Origin of the sequence: Acrocarpospora sp. B8E8 (genome assembly GCF_039871605.1) — a bacterium.
Classification (GTDB): domain Bacteria; phylum Actinomycetota; class Actinomycetes; order Streptosporangiales; family Streptosporangiaceae; genus Acrocarpospora; species Acrocarpospora macrocephala.
Window position 1 is genome coordinate 12,228 of the sequence record NZ_JBDPLV010000005.1, and the last position, 13,418, is coordinate 25,645.

Sequence of the window (13,418 nt, forward strand, 5' to 3'; positions counted from 1 at the left end):
GGAATACAACTGTTATGACCGCTTGGACACCGGCACCACGTATCGGCTGAACACCAGGTCCCGCAGCACGTCGTCGCCGCCCTCCACGATCGACACGTACCGCACGTCGCGCAGCAGCTTGCCGATCACCGCGTCGTGGGTGTATCCGACGCCGCCGAACATCTCCGACGCGGCCGAGGCGATCTGCCAGCCGGTCTGGCCGCAGAACATCTTCGTGGTCAGCGCCGACTTCAGCGTGCCCACCCGGAGGAATTCCTCGCCCGCGTCCGGCCGGGCCGCGATCTCGTCGTACTGGCGGGCCGCGGCCAGGCACTGGTTGGCCATCACGTCGATCTGCATCTCGAACTGGCCCAGCTTGGCCGCGAACACCGCGTTGTTGGCCAGCGCGGTGCCCTTGACCTGCTTGGACTTGCCGTACTCCATGCACACGTCGCGGATCCTGCGGGCGATGCCGAGCGCGGTCGTGGCGATCAGGATGCGGCTGGCGTTCAGCCCCACCTCCAGCAGCCGCAGCCCGTTGCCGCGCAGCACGTTGGCGGCCGGCACCCGGCAGTCCGCCAGCGTCACCTGGTAGGTGGCCGAGGACCGCAGCCCCTGCACATCCCAGCGCTTGTCGATCCGGATGCCCGGCGTGTCCCGGGGGACCAGCACGGCCAGGTAGCCGGCCGGGTCGTCCTCGGCGCGGGCGATCACCACCAGGAAGTCGGCGAAGTCGGCGTTCGTGGAGAACGCCTTCTCCCCGTTCAGCACGATGTGGTCCCCGTCGCCGCGGGCGGTCGTGGTGATCCTGGCCAGCTCGCTGCCGGCCGCGTGCTCGCTGCCGAGCGTCGCGCAGAAGCCGTTCCCGGCGACCAGCTTGCCCAGGTAGTGGTCCCGCAGCTCGGGGGAGCCGTACCAGGAGAGCATGCTGGTCGTCAGGACCGGGATGAACAGGGTGAACGCGGCGCCGGCGTCGGCGTAGGCGAGATCCGCGACGATCCGGACGCTCTCCTCCAGGCCGAGGCCGGGGCCGCCGTGCTCCTTCGGCACCCACCAGTTCGCCAGGCCGGTGTCCGCGAACCGCTCGTACAGCGGGAGCGGGGCCTCGGCCAGCGAGTCGAGGTAGGCGTCCTTGCCGGTCAGCTCCCTGCGGGCGAACGCCTGGACCGCCCGCAGGTACTCCGGTTGCTTCATTCCGCCTCCCGGTCGTCGAGCAGCTCGGCCAGCAGGCGCACCGTCGGGCACTCCAGCAGGCCGGTCACCGGGACCGACGCGTTCAGCGCCTTGCGGATCCTGGTGGTCAGCTCGATCGCGAGCAGCGAGTGGCCGCCCAGCTCGAAGAAGTTGTCGGTGGCGCCGATCGGCTCGATGCCCAGCACCCGCGACCAGATCTCGGCCAGCGCCGCCTCGGTGCCCTCCTTCGGCTCCACGTACGGGTTGTTCAGGTCCGGCCGGGGGTGGCGCTCCTGCTCGTCGAACTCGTCGTCGGCGCTGTGGATGTCGCCGGTGACCCACTGGGCCAGCCGGCCTTCCAGCGGCCCGGTCGAGATGACCAGGTGGCCGACCCGGTCGGTGGCCGACAGGGCCCGCTCGAAGATGTCGACGCCCTCCGCGGGGGCCATCGCGAAGCCGACGACGGCCTCGCTGTGGCCTTCCAGGCGGCCGGCGTCGATGCTCCAGGTGTCCCAGTCGACGGTCACCCAGCGGCCCCGGTCGGATACCCGGGCCTGCCGGATGTAGGCGTCCAGCGCCGCGTTGGCCGCCGCGTACGGCGCGAGCGTCATGCCGCCCAGCACCGCCGCGATGGACGACAGCGTGACCCGCCGGTCGGGGGCGTGCCCGCCGAGCACCTTCTGCAGCACGTGGAAGCCCTTGACCTTGGCCGCCAGGTGGGCGTCGCACTGGTCGCGGTCCATCAGGTGGGCGAAGTTGAAGTACGCCCCGTCCTGCACGCCCGCGCCGTGCACCACGACGTCGATCCCGCCGAACCGCTCGACCGCGGCCGCGACGACGGCCGCCATCTGCGGCTCGTCCGCCACGTCGGCGGACAGGCACAGCACGCTCGCGCCCCGGCTCTCCAGGTCCAGGATGTTGCGGATGTGCCGGGCGGTGCGCTCGCCGCCGGGGGGAGTCTCAGCCAGGTACGCGTCCCACTCCTCGCGGGGCGGCAGCGGGGACCGGGCGGTCAGGACCAGGTTGCAGCCGTACTTGCCGGCCAGGTGCCGGGACAGCACCAGACCGACGTCGCCGAGGCCGCCGGTGATCAGCACGGTCTCGCCGTCCTTGATCGGGCGGGTCTCGTCGGTCAGCTCGTCGATCGGGAACGGCTCGTAGGTTCGCAGCCAGGTCTCGCCGGCGCGGACCGCGACCGGGCCCTCGTGCGGGGTGAGGATCGCGGCCAGGATCTGGGTGGTGAGCTGCCCGAGCGCGGCCTCGTCGCCGGCCGCGACGATGTCGGCGTCGATCGTGCGGGCCCGGACCCGGGGGTTCTCCTGGGCCAGGCTCGGGGCCAGCGCCGCCAGCGTGGACTGCTCCGGGTGGCGCAGGTCCGAGCCGAGCACGCCGACCGCCCGCGAGGTGAGCAGGGCGAGCTCGGCCCGCGGCGCGGAACCGCTGTTGTCGACCAGCTCCCTGGCCAGCGCCAGCACGGAGTAGAAGCCGCGGCGCTGCTCGGCGTCGAAGTGCTCGGCCGGGTCCTGGCCCGGCTCCGGCTCGACCCCGGCCAGGCTGAACCCGTGGATGATCGCGCGCGGCGCGACCAGCAGCGAGTACAGCAGCTCGGCCATGTCATCGGGTTTGTCCGGCCGGATCGTGAAATTTCCGGCGTCGTCTTGGTCGAAGGTCGTGCCGCGCCGTACCGCGGTGACCTCGGCGCCCGCCGCGTTCAGGCGGTCGATCAGGGCCTCGCCCCGGGCGTCGTCGGCGAAGACCAGCCACGGACCGGCCGCCCGCAGCCGCTCGTCCAGGTCGGCCACCGCGAACGGCCGCTGCTTCCAGGTCGGCAGGTACGTCCACTTCGACCGGTCGAACGTCTTGTCGTTGCTGACCGGGGCGGCCTGCATGTTCGGGTTGGCCTTGACCCAGTAGTGGCGCTTCTGCCACGGGTAGGTGGGCAGCTCGACCCGGCGCCCCGCGCCGCGGTGCAGCGCGGTCCAGTCGATCGCGCTGCCGGCCTGCCACAGCCGGGCCAGCGTGGCCAGCAGCCACTCGGCCGCGGGCTCGCCGTCGGCGGGAGCGACGGTGATCTCCTCGGCCGGTACGTCCTCGCGCGTCACGTGCACGCCGAGGCGGCGCAGCCCGTCCGCCAGCGCGCCGAGCGCGTCGCCGCGGTCGGTGCCGTCTTCGATGCCGAGCACGGCGTCGATCGCCGCGAGCAGCTCCGGCCACCAGGCATCCGGCACGCTCTCCGGCGTGACCAGGCGGACCTTCGGGTTGCGGCGCTGGGTCTTGGCGCCGATCCAGCGGGCGGAGTCGGCCAGCGCCAGGACCGCGTCGTCACGGTCGGCGACCACGACCGCGCGCCGCAGCGCGAAGCCGCCGCGCGACACCTGCAGCGTGAACGCCACGTCCGCGAGGTCCTCGGCGGCGTCACCGGCCAGATAGCCGGCGAGCCGCTCGCCGAGCTGGTTCAGCGCGGTCTCATCGGCCGCGGAGAACGTCAGCAGGTGCGGACCCGGCCGGTCCGGGCGGGGCGCGCGCGGCGGCGCCTGCTCCAGCACCACGTGCGCGTTGGTGCCGCCGAGGCCGAACGAGCTGACCCCGGCCCGGCGCGGGTGCGGCCCCTCGGGCCAGGGCTGGTGCTCGGTCAGCACGGTGAACCGGTCCCGCGCCGTGGCCAGCGCCGGGTTCGGCTGGACGTAGTCCGGCACGCCCTGCAGCAGCTCGTGCTTGAGGCTCAGCGCGGCCCGCATCAGCCCGGTCACCCCGGACGCCCGGTCCAGGTGGCCCAGGCTCGGCTTCAGCGAGCCGAGCACGGCCGGGATCTCGCGCGGCTGGGTGAACACCCGGTTCATCGCGGCCAGCTCGATCGAGTCGCCCAGCATGGTGCCGGTGGCGTGGCACTCCACGTACCCGATGGTGTCGGGCTTGACCCCGGCCACGCCGAGCGCCGATTCGATCACCTCGGCCTGGCCGTCCACGCCCGGCGCGGTGTATCCGGCCCGCATCCGGCCGTCGTTGTTGGCGGCCGAGCCGAGGATGACGGCGTGGATCACGTCGCCGTCCGCGAGCGCGTCCGACATCCGCTTGAGCGCGACCGTGCCGACGCCGCTGCCCATCACGGTGCCGCTCGCCTCGGCGTCGAAGCTGCGGACCTTCCCATCCGGCGACATGATGCCGCCCTGCTCGTACAGGTAGCCGGCCGGCTGGGGGAGCGGCGTGAACGCGCCGCCGGCCAGCGCCAGGTCGCACTCGTAGGTGAGCAGGCTCTGGCAGGCCAGGTGCACCGACACCAGCGAGGTGGAGCAGAACGTCTGCACCGACACGGCCGGGCCGCGCAGGCCCAGCTTGTACGACACCAGCGAGGCCAGCGAGTCACGCTCGTTGCCGATCGCCATCAGCAGCGCCCCGCCGGGCTGTTGGGACAGGTGGAAGATGTTCTGCACGATGTAGTCGGGGAACCCGCACCCGCCGAACACCGCGACCTGCCCCGGCACGTCGGTGGGGCAGTAGCCGGCGCTCTCCAGCGCCTCCCACGAGCACTCCAGGAACAGCCGGTGCTGCGGGTCCATCATCTCGGCCTCGCGGGGGTTGATCCCGAAGACCGTCGCGTCGAACTTGTCCAGGTCGGCCAGCGGGCCGCCGATCCGCACGTAGCGCGGGTCGGCGAGCTGCCCCGGCTCGACGCCGGTCTCGCGCAGCTCCGCGTCGGTGATCTCGCGCAGTCCCTTGATCCCGGACAGTACGTTGCGCCACAGTTCGGCGACGCTGTCCGCGCCGGGGAAACGACCGGACATGCCGATCAGCGCCACCGCCGAGTCGTAGTCAGTTTCGCTCATGACGTCCTTCCGCTCCGGAGCATGTTGCGCCGCTGTTCGATGCGCGACGAGCGCTGCTGCTCGCGCACGTCGGCCGTCTGCTCTTCCTTGGCCTCGCCCGCGGTGGCCGCTTCGGCGAGCGATGAGATCGTGGGCGACTGGTAGAGGATGTGCGGCGGGAGGTAGGACAGCCCCAGCGCCTTTCGGACTTCCGTGATGATCTCCATGCCCAGCAGCGAGTTGCCACCCAGCTCGAAGAAGTTGTCGTGCACGCCGACCGACTCCAGGCCGAGCGCCTCGGTCCACACCTCGGCGATCTTCTCCTCGGTCTCGGACTGCGGCTCGACGAACGCGGTCGACAGGTCCGGCCGGGGGTGCCGGCCGAACGCGTCCCTGAGCTTCTTGACCGTCGCCTGGTGGCTCTCGATCGAGGACTTGCGGCTCATCGCGACCAGCGGCGCGAAGTCCTGCGTGGAGGCGACGACATGCCGCTCGCCGCTGGCCAGCACCCGCATCAGGGTCTCGAAGCCGTCCTCGTAGCTGAGCCCGAACAGGCCCCGGTACCAGGTGAAGTACTGCTTGGAGCCCTCGTCGTAGTTCTCCAGGCCCTCGGTCCAGCCGTTCCAGGTCCACTCGCACCAGTCGACCGAGGTGACCAGCGTGCCGGGCAGCGGGTCGCTGAGCGCGAACGAGTCCAGGAACGCGTTGGCCGCGCAGTAGTCGACCTGGCCCGCGCCGCCGCCGGTGGCGGACGTGGTGGAGGAGTACAGGGCGACGAAGTCGACCGGCACGTCCTTCAGCACCTCGGCCAGGGCCAGCGAACCGGCCACCTTCGGCGCCAGCGTGCGGTCGATGTCGGCCACCGTCTTGAACTGCATCAGGCCGACGGCCGGCACGCCGGCGCAGTGCAGCACGCCGTTGAGCTCGCCGAACCTCTCGATCGCCGCGTCGACCGCCCGCCGCACGTCCGCGACCTGGGACACGTCGCCGGCCACCGTGATGACCTCGGTGCCGCCGCCTTCCAGCCGGCGCAGCCCTTCGACGCGCCGCCGTACCTCGTCGGCGGTGGTGGGAGCGGCCAGGATCTGGCTCCACTGGTCCTTCGGCGGGACCGGGGTGCGGCCCATCAGGACCAGGTTGGCCTGGTATTTCTCGGCCAGCAGCTCGGCCATGCCCAGGCCGATGCCGCCCAGGCCGCCGCTCACCAGGTACGTCCCGCCGCGCCGCACCGCCACGGCCGGGTCGGTCCTGTCGATGTTGGCCGCGTCCAGCACCTCGTAGCCGGGGGTCCACCTGCGGCCCTCGCGCAGCGCGACGACCTGGTCGACGGGGTCGGCCCGCAGCTCGGCCAGCAGCCCCCGCAGGGAGGCCGGTCCGGTGGTGGCGTCGATGTCGATCAGGCGGGTCTTGACCCTCGGGTACTCGACCGGGATGAGCCGGGTCGGGCCGAGCAGCGTGTTGCGCTCGGGGAGGATCGCGTCGCCGGCCAGCACCTTCTGGCTGCCGACGGTGACGATGTCCAGCGCCCAGGCCGGCAGGCCGAGGTCGACCGCCGCCCGGGCGAAGGAGACCAGCGTGTGCAGGCCGCGCTTGAGGCATTCCTGGGTGGCGTCGCCCTCGGCCGGGGCCGGGTCGGCGGTCCACAGGTGCACGACTCGCTCCGGCTCGAACCCCCGGCTGCCGAGCGTGCGCAGAGCGGCGACGATGTCTTCCTGCGAACCCGGCCGGACGACGAATCCGTCAGGGCCGTCCTGGTACGCGTCGCCGGGCCGTACCAGCACGACCTCGTGGCCGAGGGCGTCCAGCCCGCCGCGTACGGACGCGGTCAGCGTGTCGGCCAGGCCGGTGTCGGTGTAGACCAGCCACTTGGTGAGCTCTTCCTCGCGCACCAGCTGCGGCGCGGTCTGCCGCCACACCGGGACGTTGATCCACCGCTCGTCCGGCAGGCGCGGCAGCGCGGTCGCGATGCTGGTGGGGTCGCTCTCGTCCAGCATCGGCACGCCGGTGCCCAGCGCGGACTGGTCGATCTCCAGCCAGTAGTCCTGGCGCTCGAACGGGTAGGTCGGCAGCGGCACCCGGCCGGGCGTCCAGTCGGCGTCCGGACTTGCGTGCAGCGCCTCCCAGTCCACCGGCACGCCGGCCAGCCAGAGCTTGCCGACCGCGGTCGCGGTGGCGGCGAGCGTCTCGACCTGGTCGCCCTGGCCGGGCAGGGTGGTGACGATCAGCGGCCACTGGTTCCGGTCGCAGTCGGGGTGGCCGCGGGTCAGCGCGCCGAGCGACTGCCCGGGGCCGATCTCGGCCAGGGCCAGGTCGCCGCCGCGCAGCACGTGCGCGAGCCCGGCGCCGAATTCCACCGTCTCGCACATGTGCCGGGCCCAGTAGCCGGGTTCTGTGACGAGGTCGGCGGTGGCGATCGCGCCGGTGACGTTGCTGACGTAGGGGATGGCCGGCGGGTTCAGCGTCACGTTGGCGCTGATCCAGGAGGTCAGCTCGGCCGCGATCGGGGCGAGCATCCGGGAGTGGAACGCGTGGGTGGTCTGGAGCCGGCGGCAGCCGATCTCGGCCGACCTGAGCCGCGCGGCGGCGGCCGTGACGGCCTCCTCCGGCCCGGCCAGCACGAGCTGGGAGCCGGTGCGGACCGCGATGTCGAGATCGAGGTCGCCCAGCACCGACTTCAGCCGCTTCTCGTCGGCGGCCACGGCCAGCATCGCGCCCTCGGGCTGGGAGGTGATCAGCTTGGCCCGGTAGGCGACCAGCCGCAGCGCGTCGGCCAGCGACAGCACCCCGGACAGGCAGGCCGCGACGTACTCGCCGAGGCTGTAGCCGACCATGATCTCCGGCTTGATGCCCCAGCTCATCAGCAGCCGGGCCAGCGCGTACTCGGCGACGAACACGGCGGGCTGGATCAGGTGCGCGTTCGGGGTGGACTGCGGGGACGCGTCCCCGGTCCGGCCGAGCAGCGCGGCCAGGTCGGCGGCCTTCCCTGCTGCGGCCGCGACGAAGATGTCGGACAGCTGGGAGGCTTCGGTGAGGCCCAGCACGCTGACGCATTCGTCCACGTCCGCCCGGAAGCCGGGCTCCGCCTCGTACAGGGCGGCGACCATGCCCGGGTACTGCTCGCCGACCCCGGCGATCAGGAACCCGGCCTTGCGGCCGACCGTCGTGTCGGTACGGCCCAGCGGCCCGGCCGGGTCCGCGAGCAGCGCGGCGGCCTTGGCGTTGCTGTCGGCGATGACGACCTTGCGGTGGTTGAAGACCTTGCGGCCCACCTGGAGGGTGTAGGCGATATCGCCCAGGTCCAGATCGGGTCCGGCGGCGATGCCCTCGCCCAGGCGGGTCAGCGCCCGCTCGGCGGCGGCGGCCGACCGGGCCGACACCGGGAGGATCTGCCAGCGGCGCGGGCGCTCCTGGCGCGGGGCCGGGACCGGGGCCTCGAAGATGATGGCGTGCGCGTTGGTGCCGCCCATGCCGAGCGAGCTGATCCCGGCGATGCGCGGCTGGTCGGCGCTGCGCGGCCAGGGGGTGGGCTGCGCCGTCACGTAGAACGGGCTGGTGTCGAAGTCGATCTCCGGGTTCGGCGCGTTGTAGTGCAAGGTCCCCGGGATCAGCTCGTGCCGCAGCGACTGGACGACCTTGATCAGGCCGGTCACGCCCGAGGCGCGGTCCAGGTGGCCGACGTTCGGCTTGATCGAACCCAGCACGCAGTACTGTTTCTTCTCGGTCTGGCCGAACGCCCTGGTCAGCGCCGCGACCTCCATCGGGTCGCCGACCTCGGTGGCGGTGCCGTGCGCCTCCACGTACGAGATCCGCGACGGGTCCACGCCCGCCTTCTCGATCGCCTTGGACACGCAGCGGCGCTGGCCGTCGATGCTGGGGGCCAGGTAGCTGAACTTCATCGCGCCGTCGTTGTTGATCGCCGACGCGCGGATCACCGCGAGCACGGTGTCCCGGTCGGCGATCGCCTTGCCCAGGCGCTTCAGCGCGACCACGGCCGCGCCGTCGCCGAACATGCTGCCCCGGCCCTCGGCGTCGAAGGTCCGCACATGGCCGTCGGGCGACTCCTGGCCGCCCTCCTCCCAGAGGTAACCGGTCCGGTCCGGGATCCGGATGGAGACGCCGCCGGCGAGTGCCATGTCGCACTCGTCCCGGCGCAGCGCCTCGCTGGCCAGGTGCACCGCCACCAGCGAGGTCGAGCAGAACGTCTGCACGGTCACGCTCGGCCCGGACAGATCCAGCCGGAACGATACGTTCGTGGCCAGCGAGTCCTTGTCGTTGCCGATCATCAGCGCGGACGGATCGATGCCCATCGCGAACGCTTGCAGCCGGGTCAGCAGGTAACCGCTGATGTTCATGCCGGCGAACACGCCGACCGAGCCGCGGTTGTCGGTCGAGCCGTAGCCGGCCGACTCCAGGACCTCCCACACGCATTCGAGGAAGAGCCGCTGCTGCGGATCGGCCAGCGTGGCCTCGCGCGGGTTGTAGCCGAAGAACGCCGCGTCGAAGCCGCGGATCTCCTCGAGAATCGGTCGGCTCCGGACATAGTTCGGCTTCGAGAACGTCGTCGCGGGGACGCCCGCCTCGATCAGCTCCGCGTCGGAGAAAACCGTGAAGGATTCGACGCCGGTGCTGATGTTCCGCCAGAACGTGTCGACGTCATTGGCTCCCGGAAATCGACCGGCCATGCCGATGATCGCAATATCGGACTCGTCCGCCGCGTTTCGCGAGTCACCAGGTGGATGTTGCTGATTCATCAACATGCCCCTTTATTAATTAGAAAGTCGTGATCTGGACAGCCGCGACGCTGAATTGCCTGGTCGGCGGCTATGCGGCTGTCTATGGGACGGGTTTCTGGTTAATTTGTGGGAAATCGATGGTGGCGATTGTGATTTCAGAGCAGCCCGCCGCGGCCCCAGCCGCGGGTGAGCCGGCGAATGGCGAACGCGCCGGCGATCAGCGCGATCCCCAGCAGGATGGCCGCGGGCAGCAGGGTGCCGGCCGTGTCGCCGGCGACCGCGGCCTGCAGCATTTCCAGGGCCCAGTAGCCGGGGGACACATGTGCGGCGACCTGCGCCCATTCCGGCATCAGGCTCAGCGGCACCAGCGCGCCGCCGAGCGAGCTGAGCGTCAGCGCGCCCACGTCCGAGATCACGCTGAGCTCGCCGTGGCTGCGCACGATCGCGGCCAGCAGCGCGCCGATCGCCAGCAGCGTGAACGCCCAGACCAGGATGGACATGAGGACCAGCGGGATGTTGCTCGGGATGGGCAGGCCGATGACCAGGCAGCCGTATCCCAGCAGGACGGCCTGCTGCACGACCATCACCAGGTAGATGGGCAGGGTCTTGCCGAGCAGCAGCTCGGCGGCCGGCGCCCGGCTCACGCGGAGCCGGTCCCAGGTCTTCCAGGTCCGCTCGGCCAGGATCGCGTTGCCCGCGATGGAGATCGCGAACACCGAGAACATGACCAGCAGCCCGGTAACCACCTTGGTGGTGCCGCCCTCGACCGCCCGCACGTAGAGCGGCTTCAGGACCAGCATCAGGACCATCGGCATGACCAGGTAGCTGATCATCTGGCCGGGGTCGCGGAGCCGGATGGTCGTGTTGTGGCCGGCCAGCGCGCCGATCCGGTACACGGATTCGCGCAGCGCGGCGATCGGCCCGGCCCGGTAGCCGGTGTCAAGAAGCATCGCTGACCGCCAGGGATCGGTAGAGGTCGTCCAGGGAGGGGTTGTGGACCTCGATCGTGCTGATCGGCCGCTCGGCGCGGCTGAGCAGGTCGATCAGGGTGGCCGCCGGCTGCGTGGTGGAGACGCGGACCTCCTCCTCGTTGTCGTGGATCAGGCACACCTCGCCGGGCAGCCCTTCCACCAGCTCGTCGTAGGTGCCCCGCGCGATGATCTTGCCGTTCCTGGCGACCGCGATGGTGGCCTGCAGCTCGACCAGTTCGGGCAGGTAGTGGGTGGTGTAGACGATGGCGGCGCCGTCGCCGGCGCGCTGCTTGACGACGTCGAGCATCGCCTCGCGGGTCTCCAGGTCGGCGCCCGCGGTCGGCTCGTCCAGCAGCAGCAGGCCGGGCCGGTGGATCAGCGCGGTGGCCGCCTGGACGCGCCGCTGCTGCCCGCCGGACAGCCCCGCCGTCTTCCTGTCGATGAACGCGCCGAGCCGCAGCGCGACGGTCAGGTCCTCGATGGCGCTGTCCAGCGCGGTGCGGCGCAGCCCGGCGAGCTTCCCGAACAGGATGAGGTGCTCGCGCACGGTGATCGACGGGTAGAGCGCGATATGTTGCGGCGCGACGCCGACCTGGCCCTTGCTGGCCGACGGCGGACGGCCGTCGATGGTCACGTGACCGCTGTCCTGACGGATCAGGTACGACACGATCTCCACGAAGGTCGTCTTGCCCGCGCCGTTGTGCCCGACCAGGCCGACGATCTCACCGGCCGCCACACTCAGGCTGAATCCGTCCAAGGCGAGGACCGAACCATATCGTTTGACAAGATCGATGGCTTGCAGCAACGTGTCACCTCCTTATGTATTCAAAACTTTTCGCGTGTCACGCGAATTGGGAATTCGGGCGGCGTCATGAATACGCCGCCAGTTGAATACGATTGACCGGTGAAATCGAGTTACCGCTACAATAGCGGCGGGCGGCCCTGCCGCTATTGGCAAGAAGTGGCCGGAGACAACAGGCCAACGGCGCAAGTGCGGGCGGCGATCCCTGGCGGTAGGGGTCACCCCCCTATCCGCCCGGCCGCGAAGACAGGGGTTGCGCCCGCTCGCCCGTTGGACCGCTTCCAAGCCGTCTGACCTGCGCATACAGTCCTATTACGGCTTGACCAGAACGACCTGTTCAGGGTGACGGGTAGCTGTCATGCTCTCCGAGTGACTATCGAACGCTCTGACACAACGTTGCCGGAGGAAGGCGAAAGTCGCCTCGGGGAACTGCCACCCTTCGCGGTGGGTCCGGTCGCCGCGGTCGCGGCGCTGCTCGCGGCCGTGCTGACCGCCTTATCCGGCCGGTACGGATTCCATCGCGACGAGCTCTACTTCATGGTCGCCAGCGACCACCCCGACTGGGGCTATGTCGACCAGCCGCCGCTGACCCCGCTGCTCGCCCGCGCGAGCACCGCCCTGCTTGGCGACAACCCGTTCGCGCTCCGCGTCGTGGCGACGCTGCTCTGCGTGGCCGCCGTCGTGACCGTCGCGCTGATCGCCCGCGAGCTCGGCGGCGATCGCCGGGTGCAGTTCGTCGCCGCCTGCTGCGCGGCCACGTCCGCGATCGTCCTGGGCCTCGGCCACCTGCTCGCCACCGCGACCCTGGACATGTTCGCCTGGCTGCTGGTCAGCCTGCTGGTGCTGCGCCTGCTCCGCACCGGCGACGGCCGCTGGTTCCTGGCGATCGGCGTCGCGATCGGCGTCGGCCTGGAGAACAAGCAGCTCATCGCGCTGCTGGTGGTGAGCCTGTTCCTGGCGCTCCTGCTGGTCGGGCCGAGGCACGTGCTGCGCACCCGCTGGCTGCCGATCGGCGCGCTGATCGCCCTGGTCATCGCCGCCCCCAATCTGATCTGGAGCGCCGCGCACGGCTGGCCGCAGTTCGCGGTCGCGGCCGGAATCAGCGAGGAGGACGGCGGTGAGAACCGCGCGATGCTCGTCCCGCTGCTGATCGTGCAGCTCTCCCCGATCTTCGTCCCGCTCTGGGTGGCGGGTCTGATCCGCCTGTGGCGGGACCCGTCGATCCGCTGGGCCCGGCTGTTCCCCGTGGCCACCGCGCTGCTCGTCGTGATCGTCCTGATTACGGGCGGCAAGTCGTACTATGTGCTGCCTTTGTTGCTGGTGTCGATGGCCGCCGGTGTGGCGCCGATCGTCCGCTGGGCTCGCCCGCCCGTGCTCGTCGCGGGCATCGCGGTCGCGGCGGCCGTCAACATCGTCGTCGGCCTGCCGGTCCTGCCGCCCTCCGCCGCGCAGCTCCCGAACGCGTTGAACGCCGAGGTGGGGGAGCAGATCGGGTGGCCGGAGTTCGTCCGGTCGGTGGGGGACGCCTGGAACCAGATCCCCGAAGCGGACCGCGCCAACGCCGTGATCTTCGCCCAGAATTACGGCGAAGCCGCGGCAATCGCGCAGTACGGCCCCGACTACGGCCTTCCTAGCGCCTATTCGGGACATATGGGCTACGCCGACTGGGGTCCGCCCCCGGACACCGCCAACGGCCCCGTCCTCCTGATCCACGCCGCAGAAAACCGCCGCATTCCCGCTCGATTCACCGACTGTCGCCTCATCGGCCCGATCGACACCGGCTATGACGTCGAAAACAAGGTCCTGGAGAACGTCATTCAGATCTGCGGCGCCGCCCCCGTCTCCTGGTCCGCCCTCTGGCCGATCCTCCGGCGTACCTGATGCTGGCACCAATCGGCGGGGAGAAGCTGCCACCGGGAGCCCAGTCAATCGCGGCGCTTGTCGGCCTAGCCTGGCG

General features: G+C 71.0%; 6 protein-coding genes. 1 reads left to right on the forward strand and 5 read right to left on the reverse strand.

The window, feature by feature from the left end; all coding sequences use genetic code 11:
- Nucleotides 1–12: 12 nt before the first annotated feature.
- From ABGB08_RS06375 to ABGB08_RS06395, 5 genes are all read right to left on the reverse strand, one after another.
- Nucleotides 13–1,173 (reverse strand): acyl-CoA dehydrogenase family protein, encoded by a 1,161-nt coding sequence (locus tag ABGB08_RS06375; protein ID WP_347587273.1) that lies wholly within the window; start codon nt 1,171–1,173, stop codon nt 13–15.
- Nucleotides 1,170–4,976: an SDR family NAD(P)-dependent oxidoreductase gene (locus ABGB08_RS06380; protein ID WP_347587275.1), complete on the reverse strand. Its 3,807-nt coding sequence runs from the start codon at nt 4,974–4,976 to the stop codon at nt 1,170–1,172. Before ABGB08_RS06380 ends, ABGB08_RS06375 begins: the two co-directional genes overlap by 4 nt.
- Nucleotides 4,973–9,706, reverse strand: coding sequence for an SDR family NAD(P)-dependent oxidoreductase (locus ABGB08_RS06385; RefSeq protein WP_347587277.1), 4,734 nt, complete (start codon nt 9,704–9,706; stop codon nt 4,973–4,975). The genes ABGB08_RS06380 and ABGB08_RS06385 overlap by 4 nt, the downstream gene beginning before the upstream one ends.
- 137 nt (nt 9,707–9,843) lie before the next feature.
- Nucleotides 9,844–10,638 (reverse strand): ABC transporter permease, encoded by a 795-nt coding sequence (locus tag ABGB08_RS06390; RefSeq protein ID WP_347587279.1) that lies wholly within the window; start codon nt 10,636–10,638, stop codon nt 9,844–9,846.
- Nucleotides 10,628–11,464 carry an ABC transporter ATP-binding protein gene (locus tag ABGB08_RS06395; protein WP_347587281.1) on the reverse strand — a complete coding sequence of 279 codons (837 nt, stop codon included), beginning with the start codon at nt 11,462–11,464 and terminating at the stop codon, nt 10,628–10,630. The genes ABGB08_RS06390 and ABGB08_RS06395 overlap by 11 nt, the downstream gene beginning before the upstream one ends.
- A 366-nt stretch (nt 11,465–11,830) precedes the next feature.
- On the opposite strand from ABGB08_RS06395, the gene ABGB08_RS06400 reads away from it, so the two are divergent.
- Nucleotides 11,831–13,342, forward strand: coding sequence for a glycosyltransferase family 39 protein (locus tag ABGB08_RS06400; RefSeq protein ID WP_347587283.1), 1,512 nt, complete (start codon nt 11,831–11,833; stop codon nt 13,340–13,342).
- Nucleotides 13,343–13,418: the final 76 nt, after the last annotated feature.

Coding starts and splice junctions, on each gene's coding strand:
- ABGB08_RS06390 (WP_347587279.1), bottom strand. CDS start 10,638: ATGCTTCTTGACACCGGCTACCGGGCCGGGCCGATCGCCGCGCTGCGC.
- ABGB08_RS06380 (WP_347587275.1), bottom strand. CDS start 4,976: ATGAGCGAAACTGACTACGACTCGGCGGTGGCGCTGATCGGCATGTCC.
- ABGB08_RS06385 (WP_347587277.1), bottom strand. CDS start 9,706: ATGAATCAGCAACATCCACCTGGTGACTCGCGAAACGCGGCGGACGAG.
- ABGB08_RS06375 (WP_347587273.1), bottom strand. CDS start 1,173: ATGAAGCAACCGGAGTACCTGCGGGCGGTCCAGGCGTTCGCCCGCAGG.